The 25,612-nt window shown below is 50.0% G+C and carries 24 protein-coding genes; all 24 read right to left on the bottom strand.

What is annotated here, in order from left to right:
• Positions 1-6 precede the first annotated feature (6 nt).
• Positions 7-279, bottom strand: coding sequence for an ACT domain-containing protein (locus V8Q34_RS18220; RefSeq protein WP_033143375.1), 273 nt, complete (start codon positions 277-279; stop codon positions 7-9).
• 27 nt (positions 280-306) lie between these two features.
• Positions 307-1,104 (bottom strand): MBL fold metallo-hydrolase, encoded by a 798-nt coding sequence (locus V8Q34_RS18225; protein ID WP_033143374.1) that lies wholly within the window; start codon positions 1,102-1,104, stop codon positions 307-309.
• Complete coding sequence (gene coaE / locus V8Q34_RS18230; RefSeq protein ID WP_033143373.1) at positions 1,091-1,693, bottom strand: dephospho-CoA kinase; 603 nt, start codon at positions 1,691-1,693, stop codon at positions 1,091-1,093. Before coaE ends, V8Q34_RS18225 begins: the two co-directional genes overlap by 14 nt.
• Before the next feature lie 143 nt (positions 1,694-1,836).
• Entirely contained in the window at positions 1,837-4,482 is a 2,646-nt protein-coding gene (polA, locus tag V8Q34_RS18235; protein ID WP_227210786.1) for a DNA polymerase I, read from the bottom strand.
• A gap of 31 nt (positions 4,483-4,513) precedes the next feature.
• The gene (locus tag V8Q34_RS18240; protein ID WP_033143371.1) at positions 4,514-4,984 is read right to left on the bottom strand and encodes an acyl-CoA thioesterase; all 471 of its coding nucleotides are present in this window, start codon (positions 4,982-4,984) and stop codon (positions 4,514-4,516) included.
• A 130-nt stretch (positions 4,985-5,114) separates the two neighbouring features.
• Positions 5,115-6,605 (bottom strand): UDP-glucose--hexose-1-phosphate uridylyltransferase, encoded by a 1,491-nt coding sequence (gene galT / locus V8Q34_RS18245; RefSeq protein WP_335836050.1) that lies wholly within the window; start codon positions 6,603-6,605, stop codon positions 5,115-5,117.
• A 17-nt stretch (positions 6,606-6,622) separates the two neighbouring features.
• Positions 6,623-7,792, bottom strand: a complete 1,170-nt coding sequence (locus V8Q34_RS18250) for a galactokinase (RefSeq protein ID WP_335836051.1) — start codon at positions 7,790-7,792, stop codon at positions 6,623-6,625.
• A 115-nt stretch (positions 7,793-7,907) separates the two neighbouring features.
• Positions 7,908-8,819: an ArsR/SmtB family transcription factor gene (locus V8Q34_RS18255; RefSeq protein ID WP_033143368.1), complete on the bottom strand. Its 912-nt coding sequence runs from the start codon at positions 8,817-8,819 to the stop codon at positions 7,908-7,910.
• A 152-nt stretch (positions 8,820-8,971) separates the two neighbouring features.
• Complete coding sequence (locus V8Q34_RS18260) at positions 8,972-11,113, bottom strand: DUF6449 domain-containing protein (RefSeq protein WP_256139456.1); 2,142 nt, start codon at positions 11,111-11,113, stop codon at positions 8,972-8,974.
• Positions 11,088-11,990, bottom strand: coding sequence for an ABC transporter ATP-binding protein (locus tag V8Q34_RS18265; RefSeq protein WP_033143366.1), 903 nt, complete (start codon positions 11,988-11,990; stop codon positions 11,088-11,090). The genes V8Q34_RS18260 and V8Q34_RS18265 overlap by 26 nt, the downstream gene beginning before the upstream one ends.
• The gene (locus V8Q34_RS18270) at positions 11,983-12,357 is read right to left on the bottom strand and encodes a GntR family transcriptional regulator (protein ID WP_033143365.1); all 375 of its coding nucleotides are present in this window, start codon (positions 12,355-12,357) and stop codon (positions 11,983-11,985) included. The genes V8Q34_RS18265 and V8Q34_RS18270 overlap by 8 nt, the downstream gene beginning before the upstream one ends.
• 684 nt (positions 12,358-13,041) lie before the next feature.
• Positions 13,042-13,452, bottom strand: coding sequence for an acyl-CoA thioesterase (locus tag V8Q34_RS18275; protein WP_054352454.1), 411 nt, complete (start codon positions 13,450-13,452; stop codon positions 13,042-13,044).
• Positions 13,453-13,468: 16 nt separating this feature from the next.
• Positions 13,469-13,939 (bottom strand): hypothetical protein, encoded by a 471-nt coding sequence (locus V8Q34_RS18280; RefSeq protein WP_054352453.1) that lies wholly within the window; start codon positions 13,937-13,939, stop codon positions 13,469-13,471.
• 24 nt (positions 13,940-13,963) lie between these two features.
• Positions 13,964-14,905, bottom strand: a complete 942-nt coding sequence (locus tag V8Q34_RS18285; RefSeq protein WP_033143362.1) for a 2-hydroxyacid dehydrogenase — start codon at positions 14,903-14,905, stop codon at positions 13,964-13,966.
• Between the two features lie 67 nt (positions 14,906-14,972).
• Complete coding sequence (locus V8Q34_RS18290; RefSeq protein ID WP_033143361.1) at positions 14,973-16,295, bottom strand: aspartate kinase; 1,323 nt, start codon at positions 16,293-16,295, stop codon at positions 14,973-14,975.
• A gap of 86 nt (positions 16,296-16,381) precedes the next feature.
• A complete protein-coding gene (locus V8Q34_RS18295; protein ID WP_033143360.1) occupies positions 16,382-17,551 on the bottom strand; it encodes an aminotransferase class I/II-fold pyridoxal phosphate-dependent enzyme in 1,170 nt (389 codons plus the stop codon).
• Positions 17,548-18,042, bottom strand: a complete 495-nt coding sequence (locus tag V8Q34_RS18300) for an Lrp/AsnC family transcriptional regulator (RefSeq protein WP_033143359.1) — start codon at positions 18,040-18,042, stop codon at positions 17,548-17,550. Before V8Q34_RS18300 ends, V8Q34_RS18295 begins: the two co-directional genes overlap by 4 nt.
• A 172-nt stretch (positions 18,043-18,214) precedes the next feature.
• The gene (locus V8Q34_RS18305) at positions 18,215-19,276 is read right to left on the bottom strand and encodes a sulfate/molybdate ABC transporter ATP-binding protein (protein WP_335836052.1); all 1,062 of its coding nucleotides are present in this window, start codon (positions 19,274-19,276) and stop codon (positions 18,215-18,217) included.
• Positions 19,273-19,959 (bottom strand): molybdate ABC transporter permease subunit, encoded by a 687-nt coding sequence (modB, locus tag V8Q34_RS18310; RefSeq protein ID WP_335836053.1) that lies wholly within the window; start codon positions 19,957-19,959, stop codon positions 19,273-19,275. The genes V8Q34_RS18305 and modB overlap by 4 nt, the downstream gene beginning before the upstream one ends.
• 73 nt (positions 19,960-20,032) lie before the next feature.
• Positions 20,033-20,953, bottom strand: coding sequence for a molybdate ABC transporter substrate-binding protein (modA, locus tag V8Q34_RS18315; RefSeq protein ID WP_335836055.1), 921 nt, complete (start codon positions 20,951-20,953; stop codon positions 20,033-20,035).
• A gap of 131 nt (positions 20,954-21,084) precedes the next feature.
• Positions 21,085-22,026, bottom strand: coding sequence for an XdhC/CoxI family protein (locus tag V8Q34_RS18320; RefSeq protein ID WP_335836056.1), 942 nt, complete (start codon positions 22,024-22,026; stop codon positions 21,085-21,087).
• Between the two features lie 3 nt (positions 22,027-22,029).
• Entirely contained in the window at positions 22,030-23,064 is a 1,035-nt protein-coding gene (locus V8Q34_RS18325; RefSeq protein ID WP_227210794.1) for a molybdopterin-binding protein, read from the bottom strand.
• Between the two features lie 129 nt (positions 23,065-23,193).
• Positions 23,194-24,093, bottom strand: coding sequence for a DMT family transporter (locus tag V8Q34_RS18330; protein ID WP_335836057.1), 900 nt, complete (start codon positions 24,091-24,093; stop codon positions 23,194-23,196).
• Positions 24,080-25,522, bottom strand: coding sequence for an MATE family efflux transporter (locus tag V8Q34_RS18335; protein WP_330425238.1), 1,443 nt, complete (start codon positions 25,520-25,522; stop codon positions 24,080-24,082). The genes V8Q34_RS18330 and V8Q34_RS18335 overlap by 14 nt, the downstream gene beginning before the upstream one ends.
• Positions 25,523-25,612 lie beyond the last annotated feature (90 nt).

Consider the following 25,612-nt stretch of genomic DNA (forward strand, 5'->3'; position numbering starts at 1 on the left):
TCCAGCTTAGATACGGTGCATTTTTGTAAAGATATCCTCGTGCTGTGCGTGGATCATAACACCGATCTCCTCACCCAGTACAGATAATTCTGCAGAAATCTGATCCAGCTTCTTCTCGGATCTGCTGGTATCTGTGATCATCATCATGTTGAAATAACCGTCAATGATGGTCTGGGAAATATCCAGGATGTTAATATTGTTCTCTGCCAGATAGGTGCAGACTCTGGCGATGATTCCTACGGTATCCTGTCCTACTACGCTGATAATTGTCTTTTTCATTATTTTCTCCTCACAGATGTATTTTTTTTATACGGTAATCAGTTCCGACGCGCAGTCCCTGTGCGCTACGGAGATTTTGAAGTCTGAGGAACACCAGGGATTTTCCCCCATGGTCACCTCTGAGCAGACGGTCTCATAAGCCAGTGCTTCGTAATTGTTCTCCCGGCTCAAATGTCCCAGCATGATCTGTTTCATTTTATCATGGAGCAGACGGCACAGAAGCCTGCCTGCTGACTCGTTGGACAGATGTCCTCTCTCGCCCAGGATCCTCTGTTTTAAGTAATAGGGATAACTTCCCACCTGCAGCATATTCACGTCGTGGTTTGCCTCCAGCAAAAGGGCATCCAGTCCCTGGAGCTGTTCCACTATGTAATCATTATACTTGCCCAGGTCCGTTGCGATTCCCACGGACTTGTCCTCATGATTCACCCTGTACCCGACAGGCTCTGCCGCGTCATGGGAAATGTTAAAGGGATGGATGTCCAGATCCCCGATGGAAAATGGTTCATCTGCCCGTATGATCCGGTACAGTCCCTCCGGCATCTTGCCCAGAGTGGTCATGCGCTGCATCTCCTCCATGGTTCCCCTGGTACAGTAGATGGGAATCTTATATTTTCTGGAGATGACACCCAGACCTTTTATATGGTCCGAGTGCTCATGGGTGATCAGGATACCGTCACAGTCCTTTGTGGTGCGGTCAATGGTGTTGAGCCCTTCCTCAATCTTCTTGCCGCTGATCCCCACATCCACCAGGACGCCGGCGTGGTCACTGCCCACGTAAATACAGTTGCCGCTGCTTCCGCTGGCAATACTACATAGATTCATAATATGTTCTCATCCTTCGCTCAATCTGAAGATAGGTATGTGCCACATCTTCGTCGTTATATAGTAAAAAGTCACATCTGGCTTCAAACTCATCCTCGGACAACTGGTTTTCCATTACTCTTCGGGCTTTTTCCTCAGAATATCCCCTGTCCCGGCGAAGCCTTTCCATGCGCACTTCTTTTTCGCAATAAATATACCACATTTCATCATAAATTTCATCATAATTATCTTCCAATAACAAAGCTGCCTCAATAAAGAAGAATTCCGTCTCCTCTTTTTTGGACCGCTCAATCTCCCGGATGATATATTTCTTCACTGCCGGATGAATGATCTTATTGAGTTTTTCCAGCATATCTTTCTTATCAAACACGATCTGGGCGATGGTTTCCCTGTTAAGAGAACCGTCCTCATTGACGATCCAGTCCCCAAAAAGCCGGACCACCGGCTCATAGCAGGCCTGTCCGGGCATCATCAGCAGGTGTCCCACGTCATCTGCCTTTACCACCCGCGCATCAAAATGCTCCTCAATATAATTCAGTACAAAACTCTTTCCGGAGCCTACCCCTCCGGTCACACCTATGACTCTCATAACAGTTCCTCCTTTATCCATTGTACTCCCCTATGACTGTCCCCATATCCGGATCGTCACCTTCCTCACGCCGGCTGCCCGGGGATTTTCATGCCTTCGGCCTGAAAACACCTGACGGGACAGCGGCGTGTGAACAGCAGCATTTATTTCGCCTCATACCAGTTGCTGCCTGTGTGCATGTCGATTTCCAGGGATACCGCCAGGCTGGCGGCATTTTTCATCTCTTTTTCCAGAATCGCGGATACCTGTTCCTTCTCATCCTCTGCAGTCTCCACCAGAAGCTCATCGTGCACCTGCAGAAGCAGACGTGATTTTAAATGCTGTTCCTTCAGAGCTTTCCATACCCGTATCATGGCGATTTTAATAATATCAGCCGCGGTTCCCTGAATGGGCGAGTTCATGGCCACACGCTCGCCGAAGGAGCGCTGCATGAAATTGCTGGATTTCAGCTCAGGAACAGGACGCCGTCTGCCGAACATGGTGGTCACATATCCCTTCTCTTTTGCCTCGGTCACCAGCCCGTCCAAAAATCCCTTGATCTTCGGGTATGTCTCAAAATAATTCTCAATATATTGGGCCGCCTCTTTCCTGGTAATGCTCAAATCCTGGGATAAGCCGAAAGAGCTGATTCCATAGACGATTCCGAAGTTGACTGCCTTGGCGTTTCTCCTCTGCAGATCCGTCACCTCATCGAAAGGCACGTGGAATACCTGGGAGGCTGTCATGCGGTGGATGTCCTGGGCCTCCTGATATGCCTGGATCAGCTTTTCATCCCCTGACATATGCGCCAGCACACGCAGCTCGATCTGGGAGTAATCCGCGTCGGTAAACACATACCCGTCTTTTGGGATAAATACCTTCCGGATCAGTCTGCCAAGCTCCATGCGGATGGGAATATTCTGCAGATTTGGCTCTGTACTGCTGATACGCCCTGTAGCCGTGATGGTCTGGTTAAAGGTGGAGTGGATTCTCTCATCCGCCCCGATATAGACAGCCAGCCCATCCGCATAGGTGGATTTCAGCTTTGCAAGCTGTCTGTATTCCAGAATATCTGCTACCAGCTTATGGTCAGGGGCCAGCTTTTCCAGCACGTCCGCCGCAGTGGAATATCCTGTCTTGGTCTTCTTGCCGCCAGGCAGCTGCAGCTTCTCAAATAAGATGACGCCAAGCTGTTTGGGGGAATTGATATTGAACTCCTCCCCTGCCTCCCGGTAGATCTCCTTCTCCAGCTCCTGAATCCTCACGTAAAGCTGGTCCCCATATTCTTTTAAAGCCTGGGCATTCACACGGATTCCCTCCTTCTCCATGTCAGAGAGGGTAAAGAGAAGAGGCATCTCTATGTCCGTGAACAGGTGCAGCATTTTTGTCTCCTCCAAAGCCTTTTTCAGAGGCTCCCTGCTTTTCAGGGCAACGTAAGCCATGTAGCAGACAGACAAGGCTGCCTGTTCCTCCTGTTCTTTCATTCCCTTTGTATAATTCAGTTTTCCCAGAAGGTCTTCCTTCGCGGGAAGCATCTCTCCCAGGTACTCTTTTGCAATGTCATCGTAAGTGTAGGAAGATTTCAGCGGATTCAGCAGATAGGCCGCGATCCCCGCATCAAACATCTTCGTGTGGTTCTCCAGGTTCATCTGGCGCAGCATGGATTTCACATCCAGAGAAGATACCATGGCAGCCTCCTGACAGAGTATCTGTGCCTGCTCCAGCAGATAGGCCTCTGTGAGAAATCCCTGGGGCAGGAAGCAGCAGGATACAACACTCTCCCCCTCCCTGCAGGCAAGACCCATCCCCAGAAATACACCGTTTTCCTTCAGGATATGGAGTCCCAGCTCCGGCGTTGTCCTGGCCTTTGCAAAGATTTCCTCAGCCTGCTCAAGCTCTGTCACCGTTGAAAAGCTCTTCTGGGCCTCTGCCGGGGCACTGGTATCCTCAAAACGGGAAAGGAAGTTTTTAAATTCCAGCTCCTTGAAGAACTCATAGGCTTCCTGGGTGTAAAAATCCTTGATCCTGGCACTGTCCCAGTCGTAATCCACCGGACTGTCCGTATTGATAGTTGCCAGCTTTTTGCTCAAAACAGCCAGGTCATAATGCTCAAGAAAAGCGTTCTTCGCCTTGTTGGGCTTGATGTCCTCCGCATGGGCGTGGGCATTTTCCACACTTCCGTATTCCAGCAGGATCTTGGTGGCTGTCTTCTCCCCGACTCCCGGAAGTCCCGGAATGTTGTCAGAGGCATCCCCCATGAGCGCTTTCAGTTCAATGATCTGCTCAGGGCTTAACTGGTATTTTTCTTTCACGTCATCAGCGAAATAATCCTCCACTGTGGTCTTGCCGAATCTGGTCTTTGGGATTCTGATGCAGATATGGCTGCTGGCAAGCTGCAGAAGGTCCCTGTCCCCGGAGAGGACTGTGACCTCCATGCCTTTTGCCTCACTTTTCTTAGCCAGAGTACCCAGTAAGTCATCCGCCTCATACCCCTCCATGGAGATCATACAGACACCCATGGCTGCCAGCACATCCTTCATCACAGGCACCTGCTCCCTCAGCTCCTGTGGCATGGGTTTTCTGGTGCCTTTGTAGGCATCATACATCTGGTGCCTGAAGGTGGGCGCGTGCAGATCAAAGGCTACGGTCAGGTAATCCGGCTTCTCCTCCTCTATGGTCTTGAACAGGATGTTTAAAAAGCCATATATGGCATTGGTGTGAAGCCCCTCTGAGTTGGTAAGCTCCGGCAGGCCGTAATAAGCTCTGTTCAGTATACTGTGTCCGTCTATCAGCAGGATTTTTTCGCTCATCTTTATCTCCTTTATTTATCAATATCTCAACTCAATACCCTTCTATTCGCCGCTGTTTGCGGAGGGCATAGCGTTTTTCGCCGCCTTCCCACTCGGCTTTTTCCGCCTCGGTCTCCACCAGCAGGCCCGGTACCGGTATGGGATGCTGGCAGTCATCCACTGCCACCATGACCACGTAGGCACGGTTGATGATCTTTCGGATTCCCCGGCGGCTCTCCACATAGGTATCCACACGCACTTCCATGGAAGTGCGCCCCACATGGGTGATCTTTCCCCGCAGAACGATCACATCGTCCACAGAGGCACTTTCTTTAAAATTCAGGTTATCTATGGCAGCAGTCGTGATCTCGGATTCGCTGTGCCGCATGGCTACTATGCTGGCAATCTCGTCGATCCAGCCCATGAGCTGTCCGCCGAAAAGCTTTCCGTAGCCATTCAGATACTTGGGACGCATGAGATACGTCTGCTCTGTCTGGGAATCTGCTACCCTTTTCTCTTTCATACCTTGTATTCACACTCTCTTCTGTCTGTTTAGCCGGAATTTCCGGCAATATAAAATTAGTATAGCATATCTTTAACAAAAAAGACAGGCACCCGACCTGTCTTTTTTGTATCTTATTATAACCGATATTTTATAATGTGGCAAGGAATTTTCGGAATGCAGCTCTTCCCTCAGGGGTACATTTGTACACGCCTGCGTCCTCCAGCACCTTGACGAAGACCTGTCCTACCTCTTCCTGGAGAATGTCCATCACGTTGTCCTGATTGATATCCTTGTATTTGGGCAGAAAATCTTTTACCCAGTCCGCATGCTTCTGAAGCATCTCATTTTCCACAGGGTCTCTGCCTTCTAGAATATAGGATGCCAGCAGCTCCAGCTCGTCTTTCAGTCTTGCCGGAAGTACAGCCAGCCCCATTACCTCGATCAGGCCGATGTTCTCCTTCTTAATGTGATGATACTCTGCGTGCGGATGATAGACACCAAGGGGGTGCTCCTCTGTGGTAATATTGTTTCTCAGTGTCAGATCCAGTTCAAAGGTGTCTCCAACCTTTCTTGCGATGGGAGTGATGGTATTGTGCGGTTCTCCGTCTGTCTCCGCAAATACAAAAGCATCCGCATCGGTGTAGCCTCTCCAGTTTTCAAGCACATGTGACGCCAGGTCAATGAGGCGCTTCTCATCCCTGTGACGGATACGGAGCACGGACAATGGCCAGTGCACAATGCCGGCCTCCACATCCTCATAACCCGGTATGGTCACACTCTCCTCCATGGGTGCTTTCGCCATGGCAAAGGTATAATGCCCTCCCTGGAAATGGTCATGGCTCAGTATAGAGCCGCCTACGATAGGCAGATCCGCATTGGAGCCCAGGAAATAGTGAGGGAACAGTTTTACAAAGTCAAAGAGCTTCACAAAGGCGTTTCTCTCGATCTTCATGGGCACATGCTGTCCGTTGAACACAATGCAGTGCTCATTGTAGTACACATACGGGGAATACTGGAAGCCCCAGCCGCTGTCATTGATGGTGATGGGGATGATCCTGTGGTTTTCTCTGGCCGGATGGTTCAGACGGCCTGCATATCCCTCATTCTCCATACAGAGAAGACATTTCGGATAGCTGCTCTGCTTTGCATTTTTAGCTGCTGCGATGGCTTTCGGATCTTTTTCCGGTTTTGACAGGTTAATGGTGATATCAATGGTGCCATACGGGCTGTCCACCGTCCATTTTCTGTCCTTTTTGATCCGATAGCGGCGGATGTAATCGCTGTCCTGGCTCAGCTTATAGAAGAAATCCGTGGCTGTCTCCGGGGATTTCTCGTATTCCTTCCAGAATTTTTCCTGCACCTGTGCCGGACGCGGCATAAGGCAGTTCATGATCTTGGTGTCAAACAGGTCGCGGTAGCCGATACTGTCTTCAATAAGGCCGCGCTTTACAGCCTCATCAAGGAGTTCACCCAGCGTTTCCTCCAGGTCCACATTCTCATACTCCTCTGCCGGTTCCTCGTAATCGTCCTGACGGAATAAATCCAGAAGCAGGTTGATGGTATAATTTCTCTCACATGCAGGCACCAGGCCTGTCTCCAATCCGTACTGCACAAGTTTTTTAATACTGTTGTTTAACATAGTATTTCCCCTTCCTGTTATCCGATTCTTCTGGCCCCGTCACCAATCTCCACTCTGTAGAAATCCGCACCGTAACCAATTTTCTTCTTATAAAAAGAGCCCACATTCCGAATAAACGCATCCACAAAGCCGTCCTCCACAATACTGACCGTACAGCCGCCAAAGCCTGCACCTGTCATGCGGGATCCCAGGACGCCGGGCTGGTTCCAGGCTGCCTCTGCCAGGGTATCCAGCTCCCTTCCCGTAACTTCGTAGTCATCTCTCAGTGAGATGTGTGACTCATTCATAAGCCTGCCGAACAGCTTCAGGTCATGCTCCCTGAGAGCCTTTTCCGCCTGTATGGTCCGCTGGTTCTCATAGACCGCATGGCGTGCACGCCTGACATGCACCGGGTCTTTGATGATCTCCTTGACCTCCTCGAAAGCCTCCTCCGTCAATTCGCCCAGTGAATGAATATTTACGATTGACTGAAGCTCCCGAAGCGCTGCCTCGCATTCCCTTCTTCTTTCATTGTATTTGGAATCTGTCAGCCTTCTTTTCTTGTTGCTGACAGAGATGAGAAGGGAAGCATTTCCCAGTTTGATGGGCACATATTTATAATCCAGATCGCTGGTGTCCAGGAAAATTGCATGGCCTTTCTTCCCCATGGCCACAGTAAACTGGTCCATGATCCCGCAGTTCATACCGCAGAATTTATTCTCCGCATACTGTCCGAAAAGGGCCATATCTGTTTTGCTCATATCCGAAAATCCGAACAGATCTTTTAAAACCATAGCCATGAGAAGCTCTATGGATGCGGAGGAGGAAAGCCCTGAACCATTGGGAATATTGCCGCCGATCACCAGGTCAAGCCCTCTCTCCACAGGGTATCCCTTGGAGCAGAAGGTCCAGATAACACCTTTCAGATAGTTGGTCCACCCTGCCCTGTCATGATAGGCCAGGTCATCCAGGCTGGTCTCAAAAACCCCCGCGTTGCTGAAATTCTCGGAGTAAAGGCGCAGTTTCCGGTCATTCCGGATTCTCGCCGCTCCATATGTACCGTTTGTGAGGGCACAGGGAAATACATGTCCTCCATTGTAGTCTGTGTGCTCCCCGATGAGGTTCACACGGCCGGGTGAAAAATAGAAACGGATGTCGCCGTCTGCGCCAAACAGCTCACAAAACCGGTTTTGCAGTTTTCGCTTCATCCTCCCTACCTCCTATGTTCCAATATAACTGATGCATTCTGCAGGCACATTAGTTATATTAATTTTGTTTTAAAACAATTTTCCTGTTCCTATTATAACACAGGAAATATTTTTTTCAATATTCAATCCGCATAAGGATATCCTGGGGGTAATCCCCAAAACTGCTGCCGAAGATATTGACACCGCCGATATGCTCCGCATCCTCCTTGATGCCGATACGCACCGAGATGTAAGGGCCTTCCACAAGATCATATCCGGATACCGGAACGTCGCTCACCTTCACGCCGTCCAGATACGTTCCCTCTGTATCCATCACCCATTTTTTCAGATTGCCGTACTGGGAATTCTTATCTTCCCACCAGTCCGGATTCAACTTGCCTCTTCTGCCTCCGAAGTCACTGGGACAGGCCCAGGTTCCCGCGTCCACGCCGTTGACCCACAGAGTGATGTCTGAGGGACAGTCCAGATCATAATCTGCGGTTTCTGAACACAGCTCCGCGGATATCTCCAAACGCTTTACCAGGCTTCCCTGAATCCCCGCATTGGGGAACCGGTATTCCAGATAACCGGAGGAGAACCAGACCAGCTTGGCAGTGGTCCGCCTTGGATCATAAAAGCACCGTGGCTCGTCTTCCCCGTCAATATACTCCTCATCATTGACCATGCCGCAGGTGGGCGTTATTTTATAATCCACATAATTGCCCACAGGCATGGAAATGAGTTCCTCATGCTTTTTTCCTTTTGCCTGCTGCAGATGAACCACCAGTTCCTCGTTCTGCCGGATGCAGAGCTTCATGGAGCCCCGGACCCCGGGTTTTAACTCGGTTCTGATAAGTCCTGCTTCCTCCAGTACACGGACATTTAAAGCTGCTGAGGAGGGCGGAATCTGCAGAATCTCCGCGATCTCATTGACGCACAGGGGATTTTCATCCAGAAGCTTCAGGATACGAATCCGAATCTCTGAGGCGAGCGCCTTTCCCACCAGCATCAGTTCCTTTTCATTCTCAAAGGATAATTGTCTCTTCATGTTGTTTTCCTCTTCCTTCCGCCGGATATCACTGGGGCCGGAATCATTGATATTTCTATTTTACCCTCTTTGTTCCTGCCTTGTCAACCACGACAAAGAGCTACCGCACATGCATGCGGCAGCCCCTGTTTTTATATATCTCAGACGGTTCGTCAATCTTCGGTTTTTAAAACTTTTTTCACACAGGAAGGCGGGTTATTGCTGAGGAAAATACCCTCTTTTGTCTCGCCCTGGCCATCCTTCCAGTAAATGCGCACACCCTTTGTATAATCCGGATAGTTGTCAAGAGCCGGATTGCTGTACTGGTCAAAAAGAGAATTTTCCAGAATTTCCTTTATATCCTTCCGGTCTGAGAAGGTGTATTCCTCCTCTTTTCCGTAGTTATCCGCTGAAACCAGTACGATTTTTTCTATCTTGTCCAGATCTTTGGCGGTATAGACCGTGCACCCTGCCTCCTCTAAAAGCTTTCTTGTGTTTACAAATCCTTCATACAGAGGAAGTGTCTGGGTCTGGGTGTCATCATAGACCACGGTTCCATATTCATATTTTTCGTTTGTTTCCCCTGTCAGACTTTCCACGTACAAAAAGCCCACCACCTGCTGTTTCGTGCTGTCCTCAAAGCTTAAGCTCTCCCATTCACTTTTGTAGGTCTTAAATATATTCTTCATCATTTCTGCAGAGGTTGTGACCTGACGGTTGGAAGAGTAGATGTCCTTGAGAGATATCTCTGTGATCTTGTCCTCATCTATAAATTCCACAGGAAGAGTCTGCTCTTTGTATTCCCAGCTGTCATAAATTTTACCCATCAGGGAGACCGCCTGCTCATCCTGCTTGATCTCATAATACCGGTAGACGTCTCTTCCTGATTTTAAGTGATATTTCACACAGTAGTAGAGTACGCTCTCTCCGTCCTGCACCTTCGGAAAACCGCCGTCTTTTTCCTGGACTTCCACACCCATTTTCGCCAAATCGTAAATACTTTCAAAATCCTCGAATTTCGTGTTGTCAAGATAGGATTTCATCTGGCTGCTTCCCCGGTAATACACGGAATTGTAGGGATAGCTGTACAGACCGTTTATTTTCTCAATGTAGACAGACATATACTCTATCTTGTTCTCTTTCGGAAGATACGTGTCCATCCCCAGGACGTCAAAGCGGTAGATGACAGTAATAACTGCCAGCATTCCCAGCACCACGCCCGTGGAAAGGCGGGGGCGCAGGCTTTCTTTGATATCCATGCGGTACAGAAAATCCATGGCAGTGGACAGTACCCACGCCGAAAACACGAGGATCATAACAAACCAGATAAATACATGTGTCCCGATTCCGGAGCTGACGCCAATGGCAAACAGAATGGAAAACGGAAATACCACCGCAATCTTAATGACCGGCTCCAGTTTCTTAAAAGCGATGGCCTTGTTATGGCTCTCTGACGGCCGCAGGCGGTACACCAGGATACAGAGCAGCAGAATCACAAGTGCAAGGACCGCGCCGATCCCGCACCATACCCACGGGGTTTTTCTCTCTGTCACTCTCACTGCCTTTACCGCCTCTAAAGCAGCCATATAATAGGCATAAAGCGGTGAGAAGGTCCACCCGCCTCCATGGAAGGAAATCCTCATAAAACTGAAGCTTCCGCCATACAGCATGGTGGGCACCACAGTCTGGAAAAATCGTTCGGACATGCTTATAAAAACTTCTTTTATGATAAACCCATAGCTTAAAAAAGCAGCATATGCCATAGCCCCGGTAAACAGGTTTCCGGTAAGCGTCACAGCCAGTATGGCCACATGATAAAATACCAGAAAGAATACCATATGGGTCAGAAACGCCCCCAGTGCCAGTGAAACGGCGTGTGCGGGAAAGGTTCCCTTAACCGCTCCGGCCAGCAGTGCCAGAAGCAGGTTGATAAGATACGGTACGGCAAAGATCAGAATCCCGCTCACATAAGGCACAAAGAATATCCGTTCCCTTTTCAGAGGAAGACTGTGGTAAAAATCCGTCTTCTCCCTGGAGTATAGATAATGATATCCTGTCATTCCCAGACAGAACGCAGCGATCACCACAAAAAACAGCAGAAACACATTGTCAAACCCTGTGGTGTTCAGAAATACATCCGCCGCTTGTTTTTCCATCTCTTTCGGTTTCAGCCCCAGGGCAGCCACATTGTCCAGACGCATCATGATCTGGACCGGAAGTGTCATCAGCAGTACAAGAAATGTGACAAGAAGCCATGCGCCTCTTTCCTTCACATTCTGCATCACCATCTTAGTAAAAGAGATCTTTGATGTCATATCCCGCTACCTCCGTTTCACTGATAAAGATTTCTTCCAGGGTCAGCGGAATCATCTCCGCAAATACCGGGAACTTGCTCTCCACGATCTCCATGATCTTGTCCTTCTCCCCGCGGACAACCATGGTCATGAGGGACAGCCGCTTCTCATGCTGCACCACTTCCAGTTCCCTTAAAAGTTCTTCCTCCAGCACAGGATTCTGGATGACACACTGGATTTTATGAATGTGAAGCTTCATATCCTCCACCTCTCTTGACAAAAGGACGCCGCCTTTGTGAAGAAGTCCCACATGGTCACAGATATCCTCCAGTTCCCTTAAGTTGTGGGAGGCGATCACAGGGGTAAACTCCCGCTCTGTCACTTCATAGGCCAGTATACTCTTGGCTGCCTGCCGCATCACCGGGTCCAGACCGTCAAAGGTTTCATCACAGAAAAGATACTTTGTGCCCGCGCAGACGCCCAGAAGCATGGATACCTGGCGCTTCATTCCCTTGGAAAGGGTATGTATCTTTCTTCCGGTGTCCAGATCCAGCCTTTTTGCCAGCTCGTCAAACCGTTTCCTGTCAAATTTCGGATAGTAAACAGCATACCAGTCAGCCATGGATCTTCCTGTGGCATTCGGAATAAAATACGCACTGTCCGGCAGAAAGAAAATCTCCTGCTTTATCTCCTCCTGTTCAAAGACAGGCTTTCCGTCTATTTTAACACTCCCCTGATCCGGTTTCAGAACACCGGACAAAAGACGCAGAAAGGTACTCTTACCTGCACCGTTTGTTCCTGCCAGACCAAATATGCTGTTATCCGGAATCTCAATGTCGATGTTGTCCACTGCCTTGATCTCCCCAAAGGCTTTAGACAAATGTTCTGCTTTAATCATGGCTAACCTCCTCGTACAGCGCCGCAGTCCGGCTCACACACTCCTCTTTTGTAACGCCCAGCTCAATCCCTTCCCGAATGACGATCCTCAGCTTCTGGAAAAAGTTATCCTTCTTCTGTTCCACAAGATTCCTGCTGCCGGACACAAAATTTCCCCTTCCCTTAACGGGGTAGATATATCCCTGCTGCTCCAGGATCGTATATGCTTTCTGAATGGTATTGGGGTTGATGGACAGCTCCGTTGCCAGAGAACGGACAGAAGGCATCTGAGAGTCCGGTTCCAGCACGCCTCTTACGATCAGCATCTGAAAGCGCTCTACAATTTGTTCGTAAATCGGTTTTCGGTTCTGGTAATCAATCACAATCATAGAGTTTCCTCTTTTCTTTATTGGTCCGATTTATGTGTATCTAGTGTACTATGTGTCTTAGTACACTTACAGTATAAAAAAATTCCGCCCCCTTGTCAAGAGGAAACGGGAATTTTATTTTGTGGCTTTTTTGGCTTAAGCGGACGTCATGGGGGCATGGGAATCTCTCAGGCAGACACCCGCAACGCTCTGTCAAGCTAACCGTTAACTGCAACTAAGACGTTCGGGAAAACCCTCACGCCTAAGTTTCCGTAAACGGTGGATCTCGCCATCGCTAAAAGCGCGGGCAAATGCCTGCCTGAGAGATTCCCATGCCCCCATGACTGTGTACTGGAAACGAAAGTTCTCAAAATAAATTTCACAGGCGGAGTATTTCTAACATAAATAAATATATAGACACCAATTACCGGTGTAATACACTTCCGCACCGGAGAAAACATTTCGTCTGCAAACCGGATACCTCCCGCTTTCCAACCAACAGGCACCCGGCCCCTGGCTTCTCTCACGTAAACATTTGCCCGCGCACTTAGGGAGGACGAGATCCACCGTTTACGGAAACTTAGGCGTGAGGGCTTTCCCGAACGTCTTAGTTGCAGTTAACGGTTAGCTCGGCCGAGCGTTGCGGGTGTTTGCGTGAGAGAAGCCAGGGGCCGGGTGACGTCCGGTCAAAGAAACCCCGACATTCTATTTCACACACTCTTCCAGCATTTTATGATACCCCGGACTCCTTTTCTTGAGAGAAAGGATATTACCGTCTCTGTCAAGAAAACAGTGCTTTGAGCTTCCCACTGCCCGAACCTCCCCGGTGTCCGCGCTGCTGACCGTATATGCCAGCTCCAGCCGGATACCGTTATATTTTGTCAGCGCCACGGCAATCGCCACAGTCTCTCCGAAATGCGTCATAGTCCTGTACTCACAGGACACGGAGAGCACCGGGCTTATGATTCCCTCTGCCTCCATCCTGTCATATCCCATCCCCAGCTTCTCAAGGAAATCTGTCCTCGCCTCCTCAAACCAGCGGATATAATTGGAGTGATGTACGATTCCCATCTGGTCTGTCTCATAATACTGGGTCTTATGTCTGTAAACTTCCATATCTGCCCACTCTCTTCTACAAATTCTCAGCCTCTATATTCTGCTTATTGCGGTAAGCGCCGTACAGATACAGCCCGTGGATCACTACCCATAAGATAAAGGAAAGACTGAAAGAGCTTCTCAGCATCACAATATTGATGATATTCGATATCAGAATACACGCAAGAAGGATAATGCCCATGATAAACGGCAGCTTCTCTTTTCCCTTGATGCCGTTGAACATCATGGCAATGAGGCCTGCAGCCAGCATGGCGGCTCCCAGCACCACAGTCACCAAAACGGAAATGGTCATCTCCTGCATGGTCACTGTAATATGATTGGTCTTCTCTATCTCATCCAGTACTTCCTGGCCCTTGGAAAACAGGACATACATGGACAGCAGACCGTTTGACAGGTTCATAGCACCCATGATCAGCTCCACAAGTCCAACCCACTTCAGCATCCCGTTCTTCTTGTTCCTGTTATTCATGTTCATATATTTGTTCATTTTGCTTCCTCCTGCTGTCAGCTTCTATATGACATTCTGGGGGGTTCCCGCCTCCCAGGCTTTTACATTGCCAAAAACCGTGTGTGCGCGCTTCACCATAGCCTCTTTTGTGGCAAATGCCACATGCGGGGTGGCGATGAGGTTTTTCACCTGCAAAAGAGGATGGTCAGACGCCACCGGAGGCTCTGTCTCAAAAACATCCACAGCGGCACCTGCGATCTGCCCTGTCTGAAGGGCATTGGCAAGGGCAGTGCTGTCCACCACCGGACCTCTGGCTGTATTGATGAGTATCGCGCTTTTTTTCATGAGCGCCAGCTCCTCTTTCCCGATCAGTCCCCTGGTCTCTTCTGTCAATGGCACATGGAGTGAAATAATATCACAGGATGCCAAAAGCTTTTCAAGAGGCAGATAGACCACTCCCGGCAGTTCTTTCTCTGTTCTGCTGAAAGCAAAGACCTGACAGCCGAAAGCCCGGGCGATCTTTGCCGTGCGCATGCCGATGGCACCGGTGCCCACCACTCCGAATTTCTTGCCTTCCAGCTCCATGCCCACAAGGCCGTCCTTGGTCCCTCCCTGTCGCACAACATCGTTGCAGGGGATCAGATTTCTGTACAGCGCGATCACCATGCCGAACACCAGGTCCGCAACCGCTGCCGTGGAATATCCGGCACAGTTGCATACAGTCACACCCTTTTCCCGGCACGCGGACAGGTCAATATGGTCCACGCCTGTAAATGCCACGGAGAGAAGTTTGAGTTTATCACATCCGCGGATGACCTCCCCGTTCATGGGAAGGTTAGACACCACGATGATGTCCGCATCCTTTCCCCTCTCAATCAGGGTCGCTGTATCCGTAACTTTTGTGTCATAGTATATAATTTCCACCCGGTCAGATACATATTCCCCGGCAATTGCCAGAAGCTTTTCTTTCTCCACGCCAAGCGGCTCAATGATAACCAGTTTCATGTTGTTCTTATGTCCTCTTTTCTCAATTTCAGCCTTTTCCCGGCAGTTTCGCCAAGCACGGCTATTCTCAAAGCTGTGTTGTCACAAAAATGTCGTAGATCGCCTTCACTGCCCCTTCAAAGTCCTCATTCTTCACGCCGATGATCACATTCAGCTCACTGGAGCCCTGGTCGATCATTTTTACATTGATATTGGCGTGTGCCAGTGCAGCGAAGATTCTGGCTGCGGTTCCTCTGTTGGAACGCATGCCGCGGCCAACCACCGCGATCAGTGCCAGATCAGACTCCAGCTCCATGTAATCCGGATTTACCATACGGTGAATGCCGGCGATCACCTGCTGCTCTTTCTCCGCGAACTCATCCTGATGGATAAACACAGTCATGGTGTCAATACCTGAAGGCACATGTTCAAAAGAGATTCCCTGCTCTTCCAAAACCTGCAGCACTTTTCTGCCGAATCCGATCTCGGAGTTCATCAGGGATTTTTCAATAAAGAGGGAACAGAAACCTTTTTTGCCCGCTATACCGGTGATGGTGTAAGCCGGCTTTTTGCAGGTGTCCTCCACGATCATGGTTCCCGCGTCATCCGGCGCGTTGGTGTTCCTGATATTGATGGGGATTCCGGCTTTTCGCACAGGGAAGATTGCCTCCTCGTGAAGCACGGTGGCGCCCATGTAGGACAGCTCGCGCAGCTCACGGTAGGTGATGGTGTCAATGACTTTGGGTTCCTTGATGATCCTGGGGTCTGTCACGAGAAATCCTGATACGTCTGTCCAGTTCTCATACAGGTCCACATCCAGCGCCCCGGAGACAATGGAACCGGTAATGTCAGAACCGCCCCTTGAGAAAGTCTTGACCGTGCCGTCCTCCATAGCGCCGTAAAAGCCCGGCACTACCACATACTCCATGTTTTTCAGGCACTCTCTGGTGAGACGGTTGGTCATCTCCGCGTCAAACTGTCCCTCGCCGTCAAAACGGATGATGCGGGCAGCATCCACAAACTCAAAGCCCAGGTAATCTGCCATGACCTTTCCGTTTAAGAACTCGCCGCGGGAAGCTGCGTACTCCTCGCCGATCTGTTTTTTGAAATTCTCTTCAATAAGGCCAAAATCCTCTTCCAGGGAAATGGACAGCTCCAGGCCGTCTATGATCTCCTGATAACGGCTCTTGATCTCCGAAAGAAGAGCCTGAAACTCCGCTCCCCCTTTCTCTGCTGCCTGGTAGCACTGATATAATAAATCGGTGACCTTCGTGTCAGCGGAAAAACGCTTTCCCGGTGCGGAGGGCACAACATATCTTCTGCTCTCATCCGCACGGATGATCTCGCCGACTTTCCGGAACTGTTCTGCGCTGGCAAGGGAACTGCCGCCGAATTTTACCACTTTTCTCATTTCTTTCAAATCCTCCCTGTAACTCTTTTATAAATTAAAGTATAAAACTTATAATATAATCTGATTCGCCAATTGTCCAGTATTTTCTACTTATTTTGACGTATTTTTTTCAGAAAAGCCTCAATCCTGGCAAGGGCTGCTTTCAGTTCTTCTATAGAATAGGCATAGGATATCCTGATAAATCCCTCACCGCAGTCCCCGAACGCGCTGCCCGGAACAACAGCCACCTTTTCCTCCCTGAGAAGCTCTGTGGCGAACTCTTCCGAACTCATGCCGAATTCCGAGATATCCGGGAATATGTAGAAAGCGCCTCTCGGTTCAAAGCAGGGAATCTGAAGCCGCTCCATCTCGTGAAGCAGAAAACGTCTTCTCTGGTCATAGGCCAGCCGCATTTCCATCACGTCGGAATTGCCGTTTTTCAGGGCGCTCACCGCAGCGTACTGACTTGTGGTGGGAGAGGACATGATGGCAAACTGATGAAGCTTCACCATCTGCTCCATGATCTCCTTCGGTGCCAGGGCATAGCCAAGTCTCCAGCCTGTCATGGCATAGGATTTGGAAAATCCGTTGATGACCACACATCTCTTCCGCATTCCCGGAAGGGAGGCAATGCTCACATGCCTGGAATTGTAAGTCAGCTCACTGTAAATCTCATCGGAGATCACCAGCAGATCATGCTTCTCAATAATGCCCAGAAGAGCCTCCAAGTCCTCTTTTTCCATAATGGCGCCTGTGGGGTTGTTCGGATAGGACAAAAGCAGCACCTTCGTCTTAGGCGTAATGGCTGCCTCCAGCTCCCGGGGCTTCAGACGAAACGCGTTCTCAGCCTTCAAAGGGATGGTCACCGGCACGCCCCCTGCAAGCTGCACACAGGGCACATAGGACACAAACGCCGGTTCAGGGATGATCACCTCATCCCCCGGTTCCAAAACAGTCCGAAATGCAATGTCAATGGCCTCGCTTCCGCCCACGGTTACCATGATCTCAGATGCCGGGTCATAGGTGAGCTGCAATCTGTCCTCTATGTATCTGCTGATCTCCTGTCTCAAAGGCATAAGTCCCGCATTGGAGGTGTAAAAGGTCTTCCCTGCCTTCAGGGAACGGATTCCCTCCTCACGGATATGCCAGGGAGTGTCAAAATCCGGCTCCCCCACTCCCAGGGAGATGGCATCCGGCATTTCGCTCACAATGTCGAAAAACTTCCGGATTCCGGATGGCTTGATCTGTTTTACTTTCTCTGTGACAAATTCTCTCATAAAGTGATCACCATTCTTCCGTCCTGCTTTTTCCTTGCAAGGTTAACTCCCTGCTCCTTATATTTTGTAAGGGTGAAATATGTAGCCGTACTCTGCACCTCCTCTATAGACGCCAGATTTTCTGAAACGAAAAGGGAGATGTCCTTGATGCTCTTTCCTCTTAAAAGCACTAAAAAGTCGTAAGCCCCTGACATAAGGTACAGGGTCTCCACCTGGGGATACTGGTAGATCTGTTCTGCTATCTTGTTGTACCCGTCTCCGCCCTGGGGTGTGACCTTCAGCTCGATCAGGGCTGTCACGGAATCATCATTTTCCTTATCCCAGTTGATGAGGGTGTGGTATCCGCAGATAATGCCCTCTTTTTCCAGCGCAGAGATCATATCCGCCGCTGTCTGCTCATCGGTTCCTGTCATGACTGCAATCTCCGCAGGGGAAAGCCTGCTGTTTTTCTCCAAAATATTTAAAACCTGTCTTCTCAAATCCTGTTCCATATAATCCTCTCCTGTCCTGCAAGGCGGTGTGTTTCCGCCTGTTTTCGTGTGCCGAAAAAATAAAAACCTGCCCGGACATTCTGCCGCGCAGGTTTGTTTTGATTGGGCATAAATGTTTTTATTAGTTTACGCCGTAATCGTTCTGTTGTCAATTATCTTCTGCTGCCCGGCCTCACGGCCTGTCTGTGAGAAGCAGCACATCCTCCGGGGAAACCCTGAGAAATTCCGGGACTTTCCCCTCCATGCCGGCCCATTTCTCCTTTGCCATTTTCCACCAGATCTGTTCGCGCCTGTCATGTCCCGGCATTCCCTTTTTCCGGATGACTACATTCATCTCAAAGGGGGATTCCACGGTCTCCACCAGTTCAGCGGGAAACGTATTTTCCCGGCTGTCATCCTGACAGGCAATAAAATAATGCGCCCGGATTCCCACTGAGGAAACCGCATCCGGTACTTGTTTCCCCGCAGTCAGCACAATTCCCCAGTCAAGCGCCTCCACGTGAGTATCATCCAGCTTTCTGGCTCTGGAAAAGTTCTTACAGCCCGTCAGACGCGCAGCAGCCACACAGCCCGGATAACGGAAGATCTCCTTTGTGGGTCCCATACGAATCTTCTCCCCGCCGTCCATAATAAGCAGATCCCCGCACAATCGGTATACCTCATCCCTGTTGTGGGTGACAAGGATCATATCCTTTTTGCAGTCCTTCAGAAAATCCAGCATCTGCACCTGGAGCTGTTCCTTCAGATAATAGTCCAGGGCAGAGAAAGGTTCATCCAGAAGCAGTGCCTCCGGCTCATTTGCCATCATGCGGGCAAGTGCTGTCCTCTGCTTCTGTCCGCCGGAGAGCTGATGGGGATACTGGTCCTCCAGCCCTTCCAACTGGAAGTTCTGTATCTGTTCCTCTGCCATTCTCTCTTTATCCTTCCCCCTGACAGCACAGCTTATGTTCTGCCTGACCGTCATATTGGGAAAAAGGGCGTAATCCTGAAAAAGATATCCCACCTTCCTGTCCCTGGGCTTCAGGTTGATCTTCTTCTCCGAGTCAAAAAGTGTTCTGCCGTTTAATAGGATTCTCCCCTCGTCAGGCGTCACAATGCCTGCAATGCTCTTTAATGTCATGCTCTTGCCGCAGCCGGAGGCTCCCAGGATTCCCAGAAGTCCATCTCCTGTCTCAAAGCGGACCTGCAGGGAGAATCCCTTCCATCTTTTTTTGATATCCACCTGCAGACTCATGCTTTCTTTCCCCGCTTTCCGTATGTTCTCTCTTTCGCTGTAAAATAATTCATGAGGACTACCACCAGGAAGGAGACCAGTAAAATGATCATGACATATTTGTAGGCGGTATCCATATCCCCTGCTGCCACTGCGGAATAGACAGCCAGAGGCAGAGTTCTTGTCTTGCCTGCTATATTTCCCGCGATCATGGCTGTAGCCCCAAACTCGCCCAGTCCTCTGGCAAAAGCCAGAATGCCGCCGCATGCAATGCCCGGAAGCGCCGCCGGAAACATAACCTTCCAGAAGATCCGCCACTCGGAAAATCCCAGGGTCCTGGCTGCAAATATCAGGTTTTCATCCACTTGTTCCAGTGCACCCCTGGCGGAACGGTACATGAGCGGAAAGGAGATCACCACTGCCGCCAGCACGGTCGCTCCCCAGGAAAATGCGATCTTAACGCCAAAATACTCAACAAAAAAAGCCCCGATCGGGCGCCGGATTCCAAATAAATATAGGAGGAAGAATCCGGCCACAGTCGGCGGGAGAACCAGAGGCAGGGTAAAAATACCGTCCAGCACCATCTTGAACTTCTCGTTTTTGAGCCCTGCCACCAGCTTGGCTGCCGCCAAACCGATGAAAAAAACGATGACAATGGTAAGTGATGCCGTCTTAACTGATATCCATATCGGTGAGTAATCCATATCTGCCTGTCCCCCTGTAGAATAATGGCACAGCCGGCTTATGCAGACCGGCCATGCCTGAATGCTGTGATCATTATTTCACTGGTGTAAAACCATATTCCTCAAATACTGCTGACGCCTCGTCGGAGGCAAGGAAATCCAGGAAGAGCTGTGCTGCCTCCTTTTTTGCGGAGCTTGTCACAATACCTGCCGGATAAATAACCTTTTGTGCAAGGCTTCCCTCCGGTGCTTCCGCAACGACTGCCAGGCTGTCCTTCTTGGTGGCTGCGTCTGTGGCGTATACAATGCCTGCATCCGCGCTTCCCTCAGATACCCAGTTGAGTACCTCTGTCACATTGGTACCCAGACTGGCTTTTGCAGATACCTGGTCCCAGAGTCCGAGACTTGTGAGTGCCTCCCGCGCGTACTGTCCTGCAGGCACACTCTCCGGGTCTCCCACTGCCACCGTCTCCGCGTTCACCACGTCCTCAAATTTTGTGTATGCGTCCTTCTTATCTGAAGGAACCACAAGAACGATCTTGTTCTCCAGCAGATGCTTAACGGAATCCCTGTCAATCAGGTTCTCATCCTTCAGGGCAGTCATCTGTTTTTCCGCTGCGGAGAAGAATAAGTCCGCATCCATGCCGGATTCTATCTGAGTCTGAAGCTTTCCGGAACTGTCATAGGTGCCCTCCACTGTAATGTTTGGGTGCTGCTTTTGGAACATGGGAATCAGCTCATCCTTCATGGAATATTCCAGGCTGGCTGCCGCTGCCATCAATATGGTGACCGGCTCCTCTGCATCCTTTTTCTCCCCGTTATCTGTTGTCTCATCGTCTGCTGCCTTTGCCTCGTCTTTGCCCTCTGCGTCGTCCTTACTTTCTATGTTGTCCTTTGTCTCTGTCTTCGGCGCTGTTTTTTCTGCAGTTTCCTGGCTGTTGTCACTGCCGCATGCTGCGATCATCATAGCTGCTGCCAAAAAAATACCCAAAAGGCCTGCTGTTCTTTTTTTCATAGTGAATCCTCCCTGACTCTTGTCCGATCATCGTGTTATTTCCGGCTCCTTCAACACTGGCCGCAAGTTTGCTGTCCGTCAAAACTCCTGTGCACATCCCGCCCGGCGGTCGCAAAACAGCCTGCCTGCTGTCAAAGCTTTTCAAACAACACTTTTACCTTTCCGCCGCAGACCATCCCAAGGGTGGCTGCTTTGGAATTGGAAAGATCATATTCCCGGATGGAAAAACCGCCCGCATCTGAAAAGTTCCGGGCTTCTTTCACCGCAGCAAATTCTATGGGCCCGCCGCCGATGGTTCCGTATATGCTTCCGTCTCGGCATACCACCATCCGTGTACCCTCTCCCCGGGGGGAAGACCCTGATTTTTCCACCACGGTTACCATGGTCACGGCATTTTCATCCCGGATACCCCTGAGCACTTCCTCCTCCAGGGTCTTGCGGGGATATTTGTTTTTCTCCTGAATGATCTCCGCGCAGATGCTCACACCGATCTCCGCAGGGGTCTGGGCGCTGATGGCAAGGCCAATGGGCGCATGGATCTTCCGAATCTCTTCTTCTTCCACTCCATCCTGCCGCAGCCGTTCAAAAGACATGGCAACCTTTCCCCTGCTGCCGATCATGCCCACGTAGTCTCTCTTCTTCTTCAAAATAGAACGAAGACAACGGTAGTCATCCTTGTGCCCTCTGGTCACAATAATGTAATAGGCATGTTCTCCAAAATCACGCTGCTCCAGACCCTCTTCAAAATCCATACACAGGATCTCATCCGCTTCGGGAAACCGCTCCCGATTGGCGAACTCCTCTCTCCCGTCGATCACCGTCACATGGAAATCCAGCAATTTTAAAAAGCGCACTAGTGCCAGGGAGACATGCCCTCCGCCGCAGACAACGGCCCGGCTTCTCCCGTAGAGCGTTTCCCTGTATACATGTTCCCCCGGAGGAAGCATGCGCTCCTCCCCGGTGAGTATTTTCTTCTGTCCGGCCTGTTCCCCCATAAGCGTGGTCTCAATAGTCATCTCATCTGTCTGAGCAAACAGCGCGGCGATCTGCAGATACATTTCTCTGTCAGCCATATATTATCTTCCTTTTCCGAACCCGCAGTTGGGGAAGGTACAGACATCGCAGTTCAGACATAATCCGCCCTCGCCAAGAGCTGCCAGTTCTTCTTTTTCTATCGGGTCATCCGCCATGAGCCTGGGCAGTACCAGATCAAATACGGTTCTCTTTGCATACATAACGCATCCCGGAAGTCCCACAATGGGAATACGCTTCCCGTCTTTCTTATAATAGGCCACCAAAAGCATGGCTCCCGGCAGCACCGGTGCCCCGTAGGAAATGATCTCAGCCCCTGTATCCTTAATAGCTCCCGGCGTGCGGTCATCCGGGTCCACACTCATACCGCCAGTACAGACCACCATATCCGCACCCTGCTCTATAAAGGAAAGGATCTCCTCTGTGATCTTCTCCTTGTCATCCCCCGGATACACCTGGCCCATCACTGTTGTGGGGAATTCCCCCAGCTTCTCCTCGATCACAGGACCGAAGGTATCCCGGATCAGGCCCTTGGAAATCTCGCTGCCTGTGGTCACAATGCCCACCTTTTTCTCCCGATAGGGCAGGATCTGAAAAACAGGACCACCCTTCGCAGCCTCTTTCGCCCGGTTCATCTTCTCCTCCTCGATGACAAGGGGAATGATGCGCATGCCTGCCAGCTTGTCTCCCTTTTTTACCGGAAAATCACCGTGGCGGGAGGCAATCATCATCTCTCCCAGGGAATTAACTGCCAGCAGTTTTTTTCTGTCTATTTTAAACAGCCCGTCTATCTGGGCCTTCAGCTCAATCTTTCCCTCTTTTATCTCCGATTCGGACATATATTCATTTTTGCAGATATCCCGCAGAATCTCGGCGCCCTCATTTTCATGGAGGATTCCCTCTGTCTTTTCCCAGACAAACAGGTGCTCCTTGCCCACAGATAAGAGGACAGGAATGTCTTCTTCTCTGACTACATGGCCTTTTCTGAACACAGGACCTTTCTTTTCTCCTTTAATGATCTGTGTGATATCATGGCAGAGAATATGTCCTGCCGCTTTTGTTGTTTCTATCTCTCTCATTTCCGCTTATCCCCGTTTTTCCCAATATTGTAAAACCGCTTTTCGGAATTTTCCGAAAAACGGTTCTTATTTTGTTTCTATTATTATACACGTTTCGCGCAATTAAAAAAGTTGTTTTGGCAACATTTTCTAATTATTTTTTTCTGCTGTCTTTCCTCTGTCTGAGAGGACCAGCCCCATAAGCACCATCACGGTCCCAAGAACAGACACCACCGATATTTTTTCGTGGAGGACAAGGACTGAAGCTGCAATGGTGACCACCGGAACCAGATACAGATAGACACTGGTTTTCACTGCGCCCACAATCTTCACCGCCAGATTCCAGGTCACAAAACAGAGGGCAGAGGCACACAGCCCCAAAAATAAAATATTTGCCAGCAGCACCGGATCTTTAAATCTGGAGAACTGCCAGCGGAAATCCATAAAGAACAGGGCAGGCAGCATAAAAAGAATGCCGTAGAAGAACACATGCCTGGTGATCTGAATGGTCTGATACCCGTAGCTGCTGATCTTCTTTATGAGCACAGAATAGCAGGCCCACACCACAGCCGCCAGAAGGGCTAGCACATCCCCTCTCGGATTCAGATGAAAGGACTTCTGCCCGTTGAAGCTGAGCAGAACAATACCTGCTATGCTGATCACAAATCCCACAAAAAATCCCATCTTCAGTTTCTCATCCCTCAGGAAAAGAAATCCCAGAATGGCGGTGCAGAACGGTGCTGTCGCCACGATCACCCCCACATTGGACGCATAAGTATAGGTCAGCGCAATATTCTCCATAAGGAAATACAGGGTGACACCGCTGATTCCCGCAGCCACGAACAAAAGCTCATGGCTTCTCTCTTTGGTTCTCAGCCTTTTGTGATTCACCAGACAAAGCGCCGCAAAACCGATGAGGAACCGGAAAAGCAGAATTTCTATGGGTGTAAACTCCCGAAGCAGCACTTTTGTGGAAATAAATGTCGTTCCCCACACAGCCACTGTAAATAAAGCCATCAAATGACCTGCTGTCTTTTTACTCTCTTTCATAGGCTTCCCTCTCCAATTTCTTCATTCTCCACAGATAAGTGATCACAAGAGGCGACGCAGCCGCAACCCAGGCCAGAGGGTCTGCCCAGCAGATTCCCTCAAAAGAGCCGAAATGGCGCGCGGTAAAAGCTGCCGCTGTCCTGGCTGCCAGCTCAGCCGCCCCTGCCATCATGGGCACAAAGCCAAATCCCATTCCCTGCAGAATATTTCTGTATATAAAAATGGACCCCAAAATCAGCATAAACGGCGCAATGATGGAAAAATACATCTCGCAGTACCCAAGCACGTCTGTCTGTCCGCTGTCAATGAACATGCGCACCATGTATTTGCCGAAAAAATGAAGGATCACAGTGACCAGCACGGCATACACAGCGGACATCCCTGTGGAGACCCTGGCTCCTTTTCTGATCCTGTCAAACCTTCCCGCCCCGATATTCTGTGAGGAATACGTTGCCATGGTAACACCGATGGAAATCATGGCCTGATTGATCAGCTGCATGACTTTTGTGGAGGCCGTAAAGCCGGCCACTGCCCTGGCTCCGAATCCATTGAGAGCACTCTGCAGGATCATGATCCCCAGCGCGGTAATGGAAAACTGAAGACCCATGGGAATCCCCACCTTGATCTGAAAACGGACGGAATTTTTCTCCAGAATCCTGTGCTCCTTCTTCATATGCAGAAGCGGCACCTTTTTCACTATATACACAAGACACAGAACACCGGACACGCCCTGGGAGATCACCGTAGCCACAGCCGCTCCTCTGGTCCCCATCTTCATGACCAGTATAAAAAACAGATCCAGGAAAATGTTCAGCACTGCCGCCAGGATCAGGAAATACAGAGGTATCCTGCTGTTTCCAAGGGCCCTTAAAAAGCTTGCCAGCAGGTTATAGAGCACCTGGGTCCAAATCCCCAGAAACACCACAAACAGATACTGGTAAGCATCCTGAAAAATTTCATCCGGGGTATTCATCAGGCGCAGCAGTCCTTTCAGCCCCGCCACGCTGATCACAGTCAGAATCACAGTGACCACAACTGCCAGCACGGAGGAGGAATAGACAGATTTCTTCATACCGTCCATATTTCCCGCCCCGAAAGTCCGTGAGGTGAGGACCGTAAATCCCGTCGTCAGTCCGTTTAAAAACCCCAGGATCAGAAACACAATACTGCCGGACATCCCCACTGCTGCCAGCGCGTTGACCCCCACCGTCCGTCCCACAATGATGGCGTCCACCATGTTATAGAGCTGCTGAAAAACATTGCCGATTATGAGGGGAATCGTAAAAGCCAGGATCAGCCGGAACGGACTGCCCTTTGTCATATCTTTTTCCATAACTGCCATAGTCTCCTTCTCTTCTATCATGTAATATTTCCGGCTGTCGGACAGGAGACGAACGGATGTTCCGTCCCTGGCACGTCTTCGGCGCATAGAAAAGTGCTCCGGACAAACCGGAACACTTTTTATAAGGCCACCTGTTTCCATCCGAACCGGTGTCTCTGCCCTTGATATGGCCGGGCA

The sequence above is a fragment of the Blautia sp. JLR.GB0024 genome, assembly GCF_037000545.1.
Lineage (GTDB): Bacteria > Bacillota > Clostridia > Lachnospirales > Lachnospiraceae > Blautia > Blautia celeris.